This window comes from Candidatus Amarolinea aalborgensis (assembly GCF_900491745.1).
GTDB lineage: Bacteria > Chloroflexota > Anaerolineae > SSC4 > Amarolineaceae > Amarolinea > Amarolinea aalborgensis.
Genome location: NZ_UETR01000004.1, coordinates 42,796 through 58,857, shown reverse-complemented (window position 1 = coordinate 58,857; position 16,062 = coordinate 42,796). Strand labels below are relative to the sequence as shown.

Sequence of the window (16,062 nt, the reverse complement as noted above, 5' to 3'; positions counted from 1 at the left end):
CCATGCCGCTTCCCTTGCCTAATCTCGATACCCGGCGTTGGGCTGATCTCGTGGCGGAGGGGCGATCCCTCGTGCCACGCTACGCGCCAACCTGGACTGATCATAATGCGCACGATCCCGGCATGACCTTGTTCGAGCTGCTGGCCTGGCTGGTGGAGCAGGAAATCTACCGGGCCAACCGTGTGCCCGCGCCCGCTTATCGCAAGTTTCTGGCCCTGGCCGGTCAGGCGCCGCAGCCACCCCGACCGGCCCATACCGTGCTGATGCTGACGCCTCGACCCAACGCGGGGACCGTGATCCTCCCGGCCGGCCTCTTTTTTGAAGCAACCGAGGGAGCGGTCGCCGGCCAGCCTTTCCGCAGCCAGGCGCGTGTGGCGGTGACAACGACACTCCTTGACACGGTGTTGGCTTTCGATGGCCGGCGCTTTGCGGATCTCAGCCGGCCCTGGCGCGAAGGCCGTGCCATCCTGCCGTGGGGCATTGACCCGCAGCCGCTGCGCACGGAGCAGCCGGACGCCGGCCCAGCCCTCTACCTGGGCTTCGACGAACCGTTGCCCGCGGGCGTCCCCTTATCGCTCTGGTTGGCCGTGGATGGCCCGACCAGTGACAGAAATGAGCGTGCCCGCCTGGAGGCGGCGGCCGCCGCCCACGCGGAGACCTGCCGTCCCCAACGCCCGCAACAGGCCGCGTGCGCCAATCCGCAGCTTCTCGTCGGCCAAGACGCCTCACCCGCTGCGGGCGAGGTAGACGAACGCGCCCCCGATGGCAGCGCTCTTTCGCCGATCCACCACCATGACCAGACTGTGGCCTGGGAGTATTTCGATGGCGAAGCCTGGCAGTCCCTCGCATCCGATCAGCTTGACGATGCGACACGCGGGTTGACGTTGAGCGGCCGCGTCGGCCTGACTCTGCCGGCGACGACGATGGCGACGGTGGTGGGCACGCGGCCGCGCGCCCTGCACTACCTGCGCTGCCGCCTGCTGCGCGGGATGCCCGATGCCGCGCCGGTCTTACGTGGACTGTGGCTGAACGCGGCGCCGGCTGTGCAAGTGCGGCCGATACCCGTGCCGGTGCGCCGCGAGATCGCGCCCGGTACGCAGCCGGCCGCCGCGCACGCGCCGATCCTCGGAGAGATGGGTCGCCTGCAGGTGCAGCCGGCTCAAGGCGCGCTGACCGACCTGGTTTTCGACACCGATCACATAGCACCAGATACCCTCGTGGTAGACTACCTCGCCGCCACGACCACTGCGCCCGGCTGGCTGACGACGATCCCCATCACCTTGCCGGTGGCGCGTGCAATCGCCCCAGGCACGCGGCCGCCCGCGGCGCAGGTTCCGGTGCCCGGACGGCTTGGCCGGTTGGCGGCTGAGCCTGCCGATGCCCCGCTGACCCGGTTAGCCTTTGTTGAAGATCGCATCACGCCCGACATCCTGGTTTTAGATTATCAGCCGGCGACGACAACCACGCCCGGCCGGCTGGTGACGCTGGCGGCTGGCGCGGCCTGGACGGACCGTGGCACGGGTGTGCCCCAGCAGACGGTTGCGTTACCGGCCGCCGGAGTCGCCGATGGAGCCATTCAGGTCTGGAGCCTGGCCGCATCCGGCGTCGAGCGCTGGCAGCCATTGCCAGACCTGGACGCGTCACGCCGCACCGATGCCCATGTGAGGCTCGATGCCGCGGCCGGCACGATCACGAGCGGCGATGGCGAGCACGGCCGCGTCTTTGCATCTGACGTCGCGCTGTTGGCCGTGGCCGAAGTGACCGATGGCGCGGGTGGAGCCGACGTGCGGATTGGCGCAGCCAGTAACCAGGCCGCGGGCAGCCGCTGGCAGCTCCATCGCGACTTCCGGGCTTATCACCAGGTGCTCCTGGACCGTGATCCTGCGACGGTGGAGGCTGCGCTCACAATGACCAACCCGCTGCCGGCCCTGGACGGCGCGGATGCCGAAGCGTTGGAGCCGGCCATGGGGCGAGCCGCTGCGCTTGTGTCTGCCCACGAGCGTCTCGTGGAGCTAAGCGCGGTCTCCGGGTCGCCCACCCTGGACCAGCTCGACCGGGCCGCGGTGCTGGCCCTGGCGGCGCCGCCTCGCGCCGTGACGCTGTTGGACTATGAACGGCTGGCGCTGAGCGTGCCGGGGACGCGGGTGGCGCGCGCACGCGCCTGGGCCAACCTCGACCCGGCCTATCCAGGTCTCACCGCAGCCAGCACCATCACTATCATCATTGTGCCAGAACTGCCGCGTGGGCAGCCTCTGCCCAGTCCAGGCTTGCTGGCCGCCGTCCGCCAGTACTTGTTTCAGCGGCGCGTCATGGGCACGCGCCTGGTGGTGGTCGGCCCGGACTACCTGCCGGTGACGGTCACCGCCAGCGTGCGTGCTCGCCGGGGCGCGGCGCGTGCCGCGGTGGTCGCCGCGATCCGTACGGCCCTGGACGCCTTCTTGGATCCGCTCACCGGCGGGCCGACTGGGCGCGGCTGGCCGTTTGGCCGCGACGTTTATCGCGCGGAGGTCCTACAGGTCATTGACCAGGTAGAGGGCGTTGATCATGTCCTATCCCTGGATCTGCGCGTCGCTGGCGGCGCAGACTCGTGCAGCAATCTCTGCGTTGGCCCCACAACCCTGGTCATCCCCGGCGCGCACACGATCACCGTGGAAGAGGCAGGTATCTATGGATAATGGGCTTGCCCGCGTCCGTTTTGTTGAGCCGCAGCCGCTCGGCGCGCAGGACTTGAGCGCGGCCCTGGCCTCAGAGCTGCGCCATCAGGCCCTGCATGTGCGCGGCTTGCACGACACGTGGGGCGTCGCGTTTGGGCTGGAGGTGCAGGAGACCTTCGGTGATCTCTTTCTGGCTGCAGGCCTGGCATACGATGTCTACGGTCGTTCTCTGGTCATGGCGAGCCAGGGGGGGATGTTACCGCTGCCGCCGACGCCGACGCAGGGCGACCCACCCTGGTGGTTTGACCTGGTGGTTCGCTATCACGCGCCGATCCCTGGCTTGGGCCGCACGCGCGTGGGACGCTCAGGGCTGGACAGCGCGAGTTGGCGCTGGTGCTTCGCCGGGCCTAACCAGGGAGAAGCGCCGCCTCCGCTGGCGGCTGAGGTTCGCCTGGGCCTGGACATACCCCTGGCGCGTGTGCGGATCGAAGCCGAAGGCCGCCTGGGCGGCCTGGATTTATCGCTGCGCCGCACCGCGACGCGTCAGGTGCGACCACACCTGGCCGGCGGCCGCGTACAGAGGCAGGTGGCCGTCGTGGACAACAATCCATTGGGCTGCAGCGTGACGGTCAACACGGCGGACGGCGGCTTCAGCCGGACGCCGTTCTACCTGGCTGCGTTGGTCGAGAATCCGTTCATGGCGGCCGCGCGTCAGGGTCGTCTGCGCTGGCGCCTGCTGGCGTCCATCGCCGGGCCGTTCTTGAACATCACCGCGCCGGCGCGTGATCATTTTACGCTGGAGATTCGATACGGCGCGTTGGGGGATATACAGGGGCTTGTGAGTGAGGCTGTCCAAGTCCTGCCGTTGGTGATTGATTGGCTGGGCGTGGAACCCTTAGCCGGCTGCGCCTGAGATGCCGATCGGCGCGGCCATGCGGCTGCATGATGATGAGGAGACGAGATGATGAACGATTCCGGCGGGACTTCCGCCCTACAACGTGCGTTGTTCTTTGAGGGGCAGCTCCTGGCTGCGGCCGATCTGAACACCCTCTTCGACTTCAACCGGGAGCTCCGCTGGTGGCATAACCGCAGCCTGCACAATTGGGGGATTGCGTTTGGGTTGGAGGTGTTGGGCGAAAAGGGCGCGCGCCTGGTGACGGTGCAGCCCGGTTATGCCCTTGACTGCCTGGGGCGCGACCTGGTGCTCACCGATCGTCTCGACGTGCCCATCCCGGCGGCGGCTGGGCCGCTCTCCTACTTTCTGGTGGCTGCGTACGCTGACGATGACAGCCTGCCCGCCACGCAGCGCCGTGGTCCCTGCGACGCCGCCGGCACGGTGCGCCTGGACGAGCGCCCCGATCTGCGCTGGGTGCGGCCCGACGATCCGGCGGCCGACAGCCGGTTTCGACCAGGGCAGGACATCGTCCTCGCCAGCATCCAGGTTCAAAACTGCCGCCTGGCGACGGCGGCCGCAGACAAGGAGCGGCGCTATGCTGCGCCCGCGCCGCAGCCGTTGATCGCCTCCGGCCAGACCCTGCCGGGCGCCACCCCCTGGAAGGTGTGGCAGGAGTCGGGTGTGGTTCTGGGCGTGCAGACTCGCGTCGACACCGCGCGCGCCGGTTTCAGCGCGACGCCGCGCTTCATGGCGCATATCATCGGCAACCGCATGCAGTCCGCCGATCTGGCCTGGGACGGTTACGGGCAGGTGAGCGAGCCATCGGCGAGCGGATTCTTGCTGCAGGTGTTACTGCCGCGCGATTTGCGCACCGGGGGCCATGCCATTCTGAACATGTCTGGGATCCTGGACCAAGACCCTGAGCAGGTCGTGAGGTGGATTCGCAAGGATGGAGCGTGGTGCGTGGCGTGGATGGGCGTGGAGGGATAGCCGCATGAGCGATCCGGGATTTCGCTATCTGAACCTGGAAAACCGCTGGCCGACGATCAACGTGACGGCCCGGCCAGGGCTGGTGATTCGCGACGACGGCGCGCTGAGCCTGGCGCGCACCGCCGTGGTGATGAACCCGCCGCCAACCGCGCAGGCCCTGGCTGCAGCCATCGCCGGCCCGGCCAGTCTCGGCATGGATGCGGCCGGCAGCTTGTACCTGGTTGATCCGGCCGGCGCGCGGGTGCTGCGCTGGGACGTATGCGCCGATCCCGGCGCAGCCAAGGATGCCGCGCTCTTGCCCTGGTTCGGCAGTCCAGGCAGCCTACCGGGCCAGTTTCGCCAGCCGCAAGGTCTGATCGTCGGTCCACGACAGGCGCTCTACGTGGCGGATACGGGCAACCACCGCATCCAGGTGATTGACCTGGCCACGCGGCAATTGCGCGCACTGTGGGGCCAGCCCGATCCGTACGCCGAGCCCCAGCCCAGCGACGCCGTCGGACGCTTCGCGGCGCCGGTCGGCGTGGCGGTTGACGCGGCCGGGGCCATCTACGTCGCGGAGGCTGGCAATCAGCGCGTGCAGAAGCTGGACGCGGATGGGCGAGCCGACCTGGCCTTCACGTTGACCGGGGTGGATCCGGCGGCCGTGGCGGCGGCGCTCATTGACGGGCAAGAGCGACTTCTGCTCATCGAGCGCGACGGAAACCTGCGTTTCTACGCACTAGATGACGGCAGCCCGGATGACGTCGCCGCCCAGCGCTGGCAGGCGCTGGCAGATGGACAGCCCGTGGGCATCATATTCAGCGGCGAAACTTTGTATGTCGCTCTGGCGGCCGGGTCAGGCGGCGGACGCCTGCTGACCTTCGATGGTCAGGGGCGTCTCCTGGGCGTCGTCGCTGATTATACGGGCCCACTGGCCGGCCTCAGTCTCGATCCGCACGGTCGCCTGTGGATTGACCCTGGCGTGGGTCGCGTGCGTGACGTCCTGCTGCCGGGTCAGGCTTTCGTCGAAGACGGCGCCTTCCTGGCCGGGCCCCTCATCGTGAGTGATCGGCCGGTCGCCTGGCAGCGTCTGACCCTAGACCTCGACCCGCTGGCCGCAGGCTGTCATGTGCGGCTGTGGACGTTCAGCGGCGACCCGGTGATGCTGCCGCCGCTCCCGCCGACCGGTTGGGATGCTGCGCCGCTCGACGCGGATGACCTGTGGATTTCCAGTCAGCCGGCCCCGGCCTTGTGGCTCTATGGGGAGATGCAGGGTGACAATCACGCTTCACCGGTGCTGCACCAGGTGCGGGTTACCTTCGATGCAGAGGGCTGGCTGCGCTATTTGCCCGCCATCTACCAACAGGATGCGGGCAGTCGGGATTTTCTCACGCGCTTGTTGGCCCTTTTCCAGAGCCTGCTGGCAGACACAGGACAAACGATTGACGACCTTCCCCGCCTGATTGACCCGTGGGCCGCGCCGGACGAGTCCCAGGCCCCCTGGCTGGCCTGGCTCGCCGGCTGGCTGGCCCTCGATCTCGACGACACCTGGGATGAAGCCCGGCGCCGGCTGATCGTGGCTGAGGCGTTTGAGCTATACGGCCGGCGGGGCACGACGGCAGGGCTGCGGCGCCTGGTATCATTAGCGGCCGGCGCCCCAGCGTACGTGCACGAGGGGGCGCTGCGGGCTGGGGCCTGGCGGCTGCAGGGCGCGTCAACCCTGGGTGTGGATACGCAACTCTCACCTGCATATCCCCAGGGCGCCACCCTCGGCGCCACGGCCGTACTAGATCAAACAGTGCTGCTGGCAGCGGGGCAGGACAGCGCGCCTCTTTTCGGGACGCGTATCCTCGATCTGACGGTGCAACTGTACGCGGCTGAGCTGCCGAACCCGGCCGTGGTCAGTCGGCTGCAGGCGCTGTTGGAGCGGGAGGCCCCGGCTCATCTGCGCTGCCGGTTGTCTCTGATCGAGCCGGCGCTGCGTGTGGGCCTGCAGGCCACGTTGGGGGTGGATACCATCCTGGCCGGGCCGCCGCCGGCCCTCACCCTGGCGCAAGGGCAGCCCCTGGGCGTGGACACGATTTTGCCCGATGCCCGGCGCGGTCAGCCGGGCGGCGCCATCGGCCAGGATGCTCAAGTAGGCCGACGGGCCGGGATGGGATGAGTTTCGGGTAATTGGGGAACAAGCGCGCCGGACGCCGGTGTGATGGCATACGTGGAAGCAAAGGATACCGAGCCGACAGGCTCGACGAAAGGAGATCAAACCGATGAGTGATCAGTCGTACGGCAGCAGCCTGGCGCCGGTTGGGCTGACGACACCGACACGTAACCGCTACTTCTATGGTAAGTTGATGGATGTCTTCCATTTCAACCTCGAGCAGGTCTACCACGTGCGCGCACGCTGGGCCCACGATCGGCTCACCCTCGGCCAGGGGGTGATCTGTGGCCTGGCAGTAGCGCCGTCCACTGACGGCACGCGCGTGGGGGTAGGACCGGGCGCAGCCGTGGATGAGGCGGGCCGCGCGATCTTCGTGCCCGCGCCGTCGCCGGGCATTGACCCGCGCCAGTTGACCGATGCCTATGGCCAACCGACCGGCGCGCGCATTGATGGAGAGGGCGATGTCACGCTGTGCCTGGCGTACTACGAGTGCGAAGCCGAGCCGGTGCCCGTCCTGGTAGGCGGTGGCTGCGATGGCGAGCGCGCGTCAGAGCCGAGCGTGATCCGGGAGCGCTACGCCCTGGTCGTGACCAGTGGCGCGCCGGCGGCCATCACGCCGGGCTGCGACATGCCAGGCGCTTTCGCCGACCTGGGGCAACCGGCTTTCTACGAGCGGCTGGTCGCGCGCGTGAGTCAGCCCTGCGCGGATCCATCGCCAACTCCCTGCGTGGTTCTGGCCCACATCCAACTGCCCGCAGCCGGTCAACCCATCACCAGCGACTTGATCAACGTGAATGTGCGACCGTTGGTCTTCAGCAATCCGCAGCTCTTCGACTTGCTCGTCTGTCTGGCGGCCACACCGTCGCTCGTGGTCCAGGCCGGCGATAATCAGACCGCAGCGGTCAGCGCCGCGACGCCCGCGCCTCTAACGGTGCAAGTATTGCAGCACACCACGCCCGTGGCTGGGCTGGCAGTCACTTTCCAGGTAGTATCGGGCGACGGCGCAGTGGGGCTTGACTCCACGAACCCGGCCGCGGTGGCCGATCACGTTGAGGTGACAACCGACGCCGATGGCATGGCCGCGCTGCCGCTGTGGCTGCTGGGGCCGAATGTGGGTGCGAACGTGGTGCGCGCCAGCCTGAGCCAGGGCTGGCCGGCCGTGGTCTATTTCCATGCAACGGGTATGGCAGCGGCCGCCGCGCCCGCCCCTGAGTTGCCGGTTGTGCAGACGCTGTGGCCGCCCAACGGGCTGACGCTGGCGACGGCGACGGTGTGGCGGAGCAACTGGATCGGTGCGCCGCGGCTGGAGATCGCGTTCAGCCGGGAGATCGCCGCAGCCAGCCTGGCGCAGGTGGATGATTGGCTGCGGGTCTGGCAGGTCCAGGTGCGCGGCCCGGAAGACGTCTTGATTCACCGCGTGCAGGTGGCGCCTGCCGGGCAACCAGTCCTGGCCGTAATGCGCAGTTCTGGGGTGACAGAGAGCTTCACCCTGAACGACGTGCTCGATTTGCAGCAGAATGAGCTTCCCTGGCGCTTCCTGGTGCAGTTACGCGCGGAGAATGACGTCCTGCTGGATACGGCCGGCCTGGCCCTGGACGCCGATTACCAGGGCACGCAGCTCACCGCCGACCTGTTGGACGCCGTGTGGGCGCTGGTGGAAGATGACATGAGTCCGTTGGTTAATCAGGTATGGGCTGGATTGGCCGACAGCTTTGTGCGCACAGCGCGCGCCGGCGATGGGCAGGCCGGCGGCCAGTGGCACAGCTATTTCGAGGTCATGCCAGGCTAACGCCAAGTTGCGCCAAACAACCCCCAACTGAGTGGAGAGATTCAAATGCCAATTGACTACGTTGATCGTCCGTTTCCGAGTGCGGCAGGTTTGGAAAAACCGCGCTTTTTTGCCTATCAGATGGTCATGCCGGCCGACCTGACGCTGGCGGTGGATTATGTTTATGAGCGGCAGCGCCGCCATAATCGTTTGCTGCACGGCTGGGGTGTCGTACGGGGCGCCTGGGTCAGTCGGGTGGACGACTGGCAGCTCAGCATCACGCCCGGCTATCTGCTGGGGCCTCAAGGGGATGAGATCGTGATTGACCGCCCGCTGCAGTTCGACATTCGCACGGAAGGGCTCGACGGTTATGCCGTCAGTTCGACTGAGGCTGCAGATCCGTGGTGCAGCACGGTGCGCGTCAACCGCCGGCCGGAGCTGCCGTTGTACGTGGCGGTGCGCTACGGTGAATGCCAGACGCGGCCGGTGCAGGTGGCGAGTGCTGGCTGCGGAGGCAACGACCTGGCTTGCGAGTACAGCCGGCTGCGTGAGAGCTTTGCCATCAAAATTCTGACCCAGCTGCCGGCCAGCTACGCAGGAACTGCGGCGCCGCCGGTCTATGAGCAGACGCACAGCGCCATCGGCGCGGGCGGCGTGGCCGGCGCCACGCAGGACGATCCGCGGCCCTGGCTGCCGCCGCCGAGCGATCCCTGGGTCATCCTGGCTGACGTGCAACTGCAGGCGGACGGCACGCTTGGGGTGAGCAGCGTGGACAACCTGACGCACCGGCGCTACGTAGCCAGTCACGCTGATTTCTATTTCATGCAGACGCCTTAGCCGCGCGCCGACCGGCGGGCCATGCCAATCGCCGCCGTGGAGGACTTGAGAATAGCCCTATCGCGCAATCCACAAGTCGGGTGCGCTAGATGTGGCTGTTCTCAATCATCCGCGGTAGCACGCGGCTTGGCGATTTTGGTTTTGGCTATCGGCCCGCAGCCGGCATCACACCAAGTTGCTGCAACAAACCCAGATCAAGAAGATGTGACACAGAGAGGCGTGAGTCAAACACCCGCGTCGCTAGATTCGCGTTCGCCAACGTTGACAAGCGAGTGACCAGCGATTACAATGACGGCCCTAGTGCTTAAGAGGAAGGGAAAGATGTTGAGAAAATATTATGAATATAAATCGTTAGCAGGCATTGATATCGCCGGTCTTTCCATCAATGATTTGAAAGCCATTGCGCGTATCCTCTTGGAGCGGAAAATCCATGGGATTGCCTTCAGTCCCTACATCGCAGGTCAAGGCCCGGGTACCTTGATCACGGAAACCCAGATCCGTGAGCGCCTCGGCATCGTGCAGCCCTACGTGAAGTGGGTGCGGACATTCTCCTGTACAGAGGGAAACGAGTTGATCCCTCGCATTGCCGCTGAGTATGGGCTAAAGACCATCGTCGGCGCCTGGTTGGGCGAGGACCGCGCCAAAAACGAGCTTGAACTCAATCAAGCCATCGAGGTCGCCAGAGCTGGCTATGCAGACCTGTTGGCGATCGGTAACGAGGTGCTGCTGCGCGATGAAATGCCGGAGTCCGAGCTAATTGACTACATTGATCGCGCCAGGCAAGGCGCGCCGGGCGTCCCCGTCGGGTATGTGGACGCCTACTTCAAGTTTGTTGATCACCCGCAAGTGAGCGCGGCGTGCGATGTGATTTTCGCCAATTGCTACCCGTTTTGGGAGGGCTATCCGGCCGAACATGCGCTGGTGTACATGAAGGAAATGTACCGCCGGGCTGTCAATGCCGGCAAGGGTAAAAAGGTGATTATCAGCGAGACCGGTTGGCCTAATCTCGGCACGCCTGTGCGTGCGGCGGCGCCTTCATTCGAAAACGCCATTCGTTATTTCATCAACACTTACCAGTGGGTCGAGGAAGAAGGAGTTGACATTATCTACTTCTCTGCATTCGACGAGCCGTGGAAAACAGCGGATGAAGGAGACGTGGGCGCGTACTGGGGGCTTTGGGACAAGGATGGATTGTTGAAGTATGTCTAGCGCGTTCGACAAACGGCGAATTATCGCACAGGTCATCAGACAAAACCCCGGCCGGGCCATCTGCTACTCTGGATACCGTGAGGGCCAGGATCCTCGCCGGGGAATCTTCCCAAGCGAGGCAGAGATTCGAGAAGATCTCCTGATGCTGGCCGACTTCTGGTCTTTCATCAGGCTGTACGATTGCAGCCAACACGCTGAAACCACGCTCAAGGTGATCCGTGACGAGGGTTTGCCTCTGCGGGTGATGCTAGGGGTGGATCTAGCCGCCGAAATGAGCAATCCAAACTGCCCATGGGGGGCCGAGTTCAGTGACGAAACGCTCTCGGCCAATCGGCAATTGAACCGTAAGCAGGTTGAGCGACTCATGGCATTGGCCAATGCCTACCGTGACATTGTATTTGCGGTGTCTGTAGGCAATGAAGCCAGTGTGGAATGGACAGATCACATGGTCTCGGTTGACAGCCTGGTTGCCTATACTCGCCGCATCAAGAGCGCGGTCTCACAGCCAGTGACGTTTTGCGAAAACTATGTTCCCTGGGTCCAGAAACTGCAACCGTTGGTCGCTGAACTCGATTTCCTCTCGGTTCACACCTACCCGGTCTGGGAATACCGCACGATTGACGACGCCCTAGCGTACACCAAGCAGAACTATGACTCGGTTGCACGTCACTTTCCTGATAAGCCGATCGTGATCAGCGAAGCCGGCTGGACGACCGCTTCCAATGGCCGAGGCATTGATCCAGCGAACGCGTCCGAAGCGTTCCAGGCCGAGTACTACGAGCAACTGATGGCATGGACAACGGCAGAAAAGATCCTGACCTTCGTTTTCGAAGCGTTTGATGAGCCGTGGAAGGGATCATCCGATCCGCAGGAGCCTGAAAAACACTGGGGGCTTTTCTATGTGGATCGCACACCGAAATTGGTCATGCAGCGCCACGCGCCCGGCGCAGATTGAGCTCGCCCTACCGCACCATATCCAACGCGACTTTGGCCAGCGTCGGCGGGTGCAGGAGCATGTTGGCGTAGTTGGCGTTGGCCATGGGGCATGAGCATTCTTTGTTGGCAATGCTCTGCCGCAGCTTAGCCATCGGCGCCCCGAACCAGATCGGCGCCAGGTCATAACCGGTCTGGCGCAGATTGCCCACCGGCTCTGCGCGGATGCAGCAGCTCCAGATGTCGCCGTTGGGCGCGATGTGCGCGCTGGCCCAGCCGGCGTAGCAGTCAATCACCTGCGTGCGTTCCTGCAAGGTGCGCTTCGCCAACTGGTAGTACTGCGCGCGGAAGGCCTGCGTGAAGCGCGCAATACCCTTGACCGGCTTCTGCCGCGCTTGCGCGCTGAGAAAATCGGCGATCGGCGCGTACTGCTCGGCCAGTGGGGTGATGCCCCAACCAACCGTATCCAACTCGACGCGCTCCTCAGCCACTTCGGTGATGTAAGAGTCTGGTTCCAGCTTCTGCAAACCGACGTAGGTTTCCTCGAACAGGTGAATGTTGAAGCGCGAGATCACGGTGTGAATCGTGAGCACCAGGTTCTTGTAACGCGGCTGCAGAGCCTTGAGCAACGCCCACGTGCGCATCGAACGCTCCCAGTTGCCGTTGACCCCGCGGATGTCGTCATGCACATCGCCCAGGCCGTCCAGGCTGAGGTTGATGCCAATCTGCGCGTCAGGGCACGCCGCGCAGATGCGCTCCACGCGCTCGACCACGCGCTCGCTGAGCAGGCCGTTCGTGGGAATGGTGATCACTTCCGGGCGGCATTCTTCGTAGCCCGCAATCACCAGCTCATCCAGGTCAGGTCGCAGGAATGGCTCCCCGCCGGTGAAGGTCATGTAAAACGGCGTGCGCCCCAGGTTGTGAAAGACCCGGCGCCACTCAGCCACGCTCATGTCGTCGTTGGGCTTGCGCCAGACATCGCACGTGCGGCACTTGGAATTGCACTTGTAGCTGACGCTGACCACCACGCTGAAGGGGTACATGCGCGGCCAGCCAAAGCGCCGAAAGGCCCAGTAGGCCGGCAATTTGGGAATAAGACTAATCATGGGAAGTGCTCATTCTATGGGCGAGAATTGCGTCGTATCAGAAATGTCGTATCCGCGCTGCTTGAGCAACATGGCGGCTTGCGCGCGCAATAGAACCGTTTCCCGGTATAGCGAAAGTAGGGCCTGGTCTTCGATTCGTTCGGCCGCGCTCAATCCTTCACGCTGCTGCTTTTCGTGCAATGCTTCAAGGCGTGTGCGCTGCGTTGGCGTCATCGTGGCGCGCGCAGCCTGCCACAAGGCCGCATCATTGAGAAAAGCCATCTGCGCCAATGCCGACTTTAGGTCTGATGGCGAATTGCTGGCAACAGGCGCTGCGGCAATAACCGCCTCCACCAACACATCATTGACGGGGCGATGCATTTTTTCTGCGGCGCGCCTGATCTGCTGATACACCGTATCCGGCACATTCAGTGTAACTGTCTGCACGCTCATCATTTCCTCCGCATCTTGCAGCGCCGTGCAATATCCCACTATCCCAACGGTCGGATGGTGCCCAGGCCGAGGCCGCGGCCGCGAATGGAGTGCAGCGCCTTTTGCGTCAGCAGCAGGGGATGGCGCGCCCAAAAGCGCCAATCGTTCAACACGCGCTGAACCTTGAGCTGCCAGCCGTTGTTGATGTCATCCACAAACGCCATCATGTCAGTCACAATTTCGCTAAAGCGTTCGCGCGAGATGTTCTGCACGAAGTGGTTCTCTGGGCTTTGATGGCTGAACCGACTCCAGTCAATCTTGGCTGGCAGCAGATTGAGCCGCTTCGCCACCTCATGCTGCGGCGTGCCTGGGTAGGGCGTGAAGATGGACATGATGATGTGATTGGGCTTGATTTCCTGCATGAAGCGCTTGGTGGCCTCGATGTCTTCCTCGGTTTCTTCGGGGAAGCCCATCATGAAGAAAGCCGACCAGTTCAGCTTGTACTTGGTCATCAACTGGCTGGCTTCCACGACGCGTTCCGGCGTCGTAGCCTTGTCAATCAGCTTCATCATGCGCGCGCTGCCGGTCTCGACGCCGATATCCACGCCGCTGCAGCCCGATTTCTTCATCCACATCACCTGCTCTTCGTCCAACAGGTCGACGCGCGTGGTGCAGCTCCAGGAGATGTTGAGCTTTTCGGCCAGCAGCCGTTGGCACAGGTCAATCGTACGCTTGCGGTTGACCGTGAAGCTGTCGTCCCAGAAAGAAATCTCGCGCGTGCCGAAGGTTTGGATGATGTGCTTGATCTCGCGCACGGTGTAATCCACGGAGTGGAAACGCACCGCGCGGCCCCAGGTCTTATGCTGCTCGCAGAACCCGCAGTAGAACGGGCAGCCGCGCAGCGTCACCATGACGCCCAGGTGCGCCGGATCATAGCGATCGAGATAGAGCGACAGGTGTTTGGCCGGGAACGGCAGAACGTCCAGGTTGGGAATCTTGCCCCGCGCTACGTTGTGCACGGCCGCGCCATCCGCCTGACGCCATGACAGACCGTCAATGGCCGCGAACGGCTTGCCCTTGCCTTCCAGGGCCGCCACCAGGTCCAGCAGCGTGTACTCGCCCTCCTCGCGCACGCAGAAATCCACCGCGGGATACTCCATGACTTCTTCGGGCAGCACGGTGATGTGCGGGCCGCCCATGACCACCACAGTGTCGGGCCGCTCGCGCTTCCACATCTCCGCGGCCTTGATGGCCGACGGCCACTTGGGGCTTTTGACTGTGAAGCCAATCATGTCCGGGTTGAATTCACGCAGGGTCTGCATGAATTCGCTCCACACCGGGTGGTTGCCCTCGCCTACTTCCGGGCGCAGCGCATCCAACCACAGTTGATGGCCGTGCAGCAGGTTATCGTAGGTCTCGTGACCAATATCCTCGTTGCGCGCCGGCACCTCGGCGTTGTAAATACGCACCTCGTGGCCGGCCTGTTCGAGCACACCGGCCAGATAGCCGCAGCTCAAGGGAAAGTAGATGCTCGAAACCTTCTTCAAGCGTTGGAAGGGCGGGTTGATCAGTAGTACACGCATCGTTACGTACCTCCTCGCTTAACCCAAGCGCCGCGCGGCCGAGCCGCTCCAGGCGGGAGTCTTCGGCGCCGCGCTCAGGTTCCCCAAGAAAAAGCGCTTGGCGTCGCGCAGGCGTTCGGGTGCATTGCGCCAGGTGTCCCATTTGGTCAAGCGCCTGACCAGGCGGTTGGGCCGCATGTAGAAGCGGCGATAGGCGTCATGCCACTTTTCTTCGACTTCTTCGGCCTTGAGTCCGCCGTACTGGAAATGCGCCTTGTTGTCTTGAATCGCCAGGTCGTGCCAGTCGTGGCTGAAGATCTCAGCGCCCATCTCTTCCAGCATGTCCCACAGGCGCGTGCCGGGATAGGGCGCGGCAATCATGAAGTTTGCCAGGTCAGGGTCGAGTTCCAGAGCAAACTTGACTGTGTCTTCCATCGTTTCCATCGTCTCGCCCGGCATGCCCAGGATGAAGAAGCCCATCGTCTGCAAACCGGCCGCTTTAGCGTTCTTGAACGCGTCGCGCACCATATCGAGCGTCTGGCCCTTCTTGATGATGTTGTTGAGCACGCCTTGGTTGCCTGACTCCACGCCAAAGCCCACGCGCTTGGCGCCGGCGGCCTTCATGAGCTGGAACAGCTCGGCATCGCCGTAGTTGACCTTCATGCCGTGCACCGTAACCCACGGCACGCGGTTGAGGTTCTCAGCAATCAGACGCCGGCACAGCTCTTTGGCGCGCTTCAGGTCGCGGTTCCAGATGTCATCGGTGATCCCAATTTCGGTCGCGTGCAGGTCACGCACCAACCAGCGCCATTCGCCCAGCACATTGTCCACCGAGCGGTTGCGCCAGGTGTCGCCGGTAATCGGCTTGGAGCAGAAGGTGCACTTGAACGGGCAGCCGCGGCTGGTGACGATGGTGTAGCTGCGCGAACCAGGAATCAAGCCGTCGGTCAGCGGATTGAGATTGGTGTAGCGGTCAATCTTGAACATGTCGTGCGCCGGGTAAGGGATGTTGTCCAGGTCCGGGCGCAGGGGTCGCGGCGGGTTGTGACGCACGTCGCCGTTGCGATAGGACAGGCCGAGAATCTCGGACCAGCCCTTGTGGCTGAAACGACGGGGCGCGGTCGGCGCCGCCTGCAGGCCAGGATCCAGATCGAGCATCTGCATGATCTCGATCATCGCATCTTCGCCTTCACCGCGCAGCACCAGGTCTACTTCGTCATGTTCCATGGACTCATCAGGCTTGAGCGTCAGGTGCGGGCCGCCCAGGATGGTCACAGCGCCGGTGGATTTCGCCGTCGCCGCGGCTTGCCAGGCCTCGCGAATCAGGGGCGTGGGGCTGGAAATGCCCACCACATCATATCGTTCTCGTTGCAACACCTCGGCCAGCGGCTCGGTTTCGATGGACGCGTCGTACAGGCTGACATTATAGCCCGCATGGCGCAGTGCACCGGCCAGATAGCCCAAGCCGTTATGGATGTGCTGGCGCGAATTCCAGACTCTCGATTCTGGACTTGCCAGTAAAACTCGCATGATTACCTCATCTTGAACCGCGCACGGTTC

Annotated in this window: 12 protein-coding genes; 8 read left to right on the top strand and 4 right to left on the bottom strand. The window is 64.1% G+C overall.

All coding sequences use genetic code 11. The annotated features are described in order from the left end of the window. Window positions 1-2: 2 nt before the first annotated feature. The 8 genes from ACPQ6D_RS06780 (at window position 3) to ACPQ6D_RS06745 (ending at window position 11,445) form a co-directional block, all read left to right on the top strand. The gene (locus ACPQ6D_RS06780; RefSeq protein WP_423223550.1) at window positions 3-2,675 is read left to right on the top strand and encodes a baseplate J/gp47 family protein; all 2,673 of its coding nucleotides are present in this window, start codon (window positions 3-5) and stop codon (window positions 2,673-2,675) included. Beyond that, window positions 2,668-3,567, top strand: coding sequence for a hypothetical protein (locus ACPQ6D_RS06775; RefSeq protein ID WP_423223549.1), 900 nt, complete (start codon window positions 2,668-2,670; stop codon window positions 3,565-3,567). Before ACPQ6D_RS06780 ends, ACPQ6D_RS06775 begins: the two co-directional genes overlap by 8 nt. A 48-nt stretch (window positions 3,568-3,615) precedes the next feature. After that, window positions 3,616-4,539 (top strand): hypothetical protein, encoded by a 924-nt coding sequence (locus ACPQ6D_RS06770; RefSeq protein ID WP_423223548.1) that lies wholly within the window; start codon window positions 3,616-3,618, stop codon window positions 4,537-4,539. Window positions 4,540-4,543: 4 nt separating this feature from the next. Then, entirely contained in the window at window positions 4,544-6,682 is a 2,139-nt protein-coding gene (locus ACPQ6D_RS06765; RefSeq protein ID WP_423223547.1) for a phage tail protein, read from the top strand. Window positions 6,683-6,785: 103 nt separating this feature from the next. Beyond that, window positions 6,786-8,465: an Ig-like domain-containing protein gene (locus ACPQ6D_RS06760; RefSeq protein ID WP_423223546.1), complete on the top strand. Its 1,680-nt coding sequence runs from the start codon at window positions 6,786-6,788 to the stop codon at window positions 8,463-8,465. 45 nt (window positions 8,466-8,510) lie between these two features. Continuing rightward, complete coding sequence (locus ACPQ6D_RS06755) at window positions 8,511-9,281, top strand: hypothetical protein (RefSeq protein ID WP_423223545.1); 771 nt, start codon at window positions 8,511-8,513, stop codon at window positions 9,279-9,281. A 321-nt stretch (window positions 9,282-9,602) separates the two neighbouring features. Continuing rightward, window positions 9,603-10,490 (top strand): glycoside hydrolase family 17 protein, encoded by an 888-nt coding sequence (locus tag ACPQ6D_RS06750; RefSeq protein ID WP_423223544.1) that lies wholly within the window; start codon window positions 9,603-9,605, stop codon window positions 10,488-10,490. Continuing rightward, window positions 10,483-11,445: a glycoside hydrolase family 17 protein gene (locus tag ACPQ6D_RS06745; RefSeq protein ID WP_423223543.1), complete on the top strand. Its 963-nt coding sequence runs from the start codon at window positions 10,483-10,485 to the stop codon at window positions 11,443-11,445. The genes ACPQ6D_RS06750 and ACPQ6D_RS06745 overlap by 8 nt, the downstream gene beginning before the upstream one ends. Before the next feature lie 7 nt (window positions 11,446-11,452). Here the strand turns inward: ACPQ6D_RS06745 and ACPQ6D_RS06740 are convergent, their stop codons facing one another. The 4 genes from ACPQ6D_RS06740 to ACPQ6D_RS06725 are packed head-to-tail and all read right to left on the bottom strand — an operon-like array spanning window position 11,453 to window position 16,032. Continuing rightward, window positions 11,453-12,529: a radical SAM protein gene (locus ACPQ6D_RS06740; RefSeq protein ID WP_423223542.1), complete on the bottom strand. Its 1,077-nt coding sequence runs from the start codon at window positions 12,527-12,529 to the stop codon at window positions 11,453-11,455. Between the two features lie 9 nt (window positions 12,530-12,538). Further along, the gene (locus ACPQ6D_RS06735) at window positions 12,539-12,964 is read right to left on the bottom strand and encodes a hypothetical protein (RefSeq protein ID WP_423223541.1); all 426 of its coding nucleotides are present in this window, start codon (window positions 12,962-12,964) and stop codon (window positions 12,539-12,541) included. Window positions 12,965-12,999: 35 nt separating this feature from the next. Continuing rightward, a complete protein-coding gene (locus ACPQ6D_RS06730) occupies window positions 13,000-14,523 on the bottom strand; it encodes a B12-binding domain-containing radical SAM protein (protein WP_423223540.1) in 1,524 nt (507 codons plus the stop codon). 18 nt (window positions 14,524-14,541) lie between these two features. Next, window positions 14,542-16,032: a B12-binding domain-containing radical SAM protein gene (locus ACPQ6D_RS06725; protein ID WP_423223539.1), complete on the bottom strand. Its 1,491-nt coding sequence runs from the start codon at window positions 16,030-16,032 to the stop codon at window positions 14,542-14,544. Window positions 16,033-16,062 lie beyond the last annotated feature (30 nt).

Excerpts from the sequence above, each read along its gene's own strand:
- ACPQ6D_RS06780 (WP_423223550.1), top strand. The coding sequence starts at position 3 with ATGCCGCTTCCCTTGCCTAATCTCGATACCCGGCGTTGGGCTGATCTC.
- ACPQ6D_RS06775 (WP_423223549.1), top strand. The coding sequence starts at position 2,668 with ATGGATAATGGGCTTGCCCGCGTCCGTTTTGTTGAGCCGCAGCCGCTC.
- ACPQ6D_RS06770 (WP_423223548.1), top strand. The coding sequence starts at position 3,616 with ATGATGAACGATTCCGGCGGGACTTCCGCCCTACAACGTGCGTTGTTC.
- ACPQ6D_RS06765 (WP_423223547.1), top strand. The coding sequence starts at position 4,544 with ATGAGCGATCCGGGATTTCGCTATCTGAACCTGGAAAACCGCTGGCCG.
- ACPQ6D_RS06760 (WP_423223546.1), top strand. The coding sequence starts at position 6,786 with ATGAGTGATCAGTCGTACGGCAGCAGCCTGGCGCCGGTTGGGCTGACG.
- ACPQ6D_RS06755 (WP_423223545.1), top strand. The coding sequence starts at position 8,511 with ATGCCAATTGACTACGTTGATCGTCCGTTTCCGAGTGCGGCAGGTTTG.
- ACPQ6D_RS06750 (WP_423223544.1), top strand. The coding sequence starts at position 9,603 with ATGTTGAGAAAATATTATGAATATAAATCGTTAGCAGGCATTGATATC.
- ACPQ6D_RS06745 (WP_423223543.1), top strand. The coding sequence starts at position 10,483 with ATGTCTAGCGCGTTCGACAAACGGCGAATTATCGCACAGGTCATCAGA.
- ACPQ6D_RS06740 (WP_423223542.1), bottom strand. The coding sequence starts at position 12,529 with ATGATTAGTCTTATTCCCAAATTGCCGGCCTACTGGGCCTTTCGGCGC.
- ACPQ6D_RS06735 (WP_423223541.1), bottom strand. The coding sequence starts at position 12,964 with ATGATGAGCGTGCAGACAGTTACACTGAATGTGCCGGATACGGTGTAT.
- ACPQ6D_RS06730 (WP_423223540.1), bottom strand. The coding sequence starts at position 14,523 with ATGCGTGTACTACTGATCAACCCGCCCTTCCAACGCTTGAAGAAGGTT.
- ACPQ6D_RS06725 (WP_423223539.1), bottom strand. The coding sequence starts at position 16,032 with ATGCGAGTTTTACTGGCAAGTCCAGAATCGAGAGTCTGGAATTCGCGC.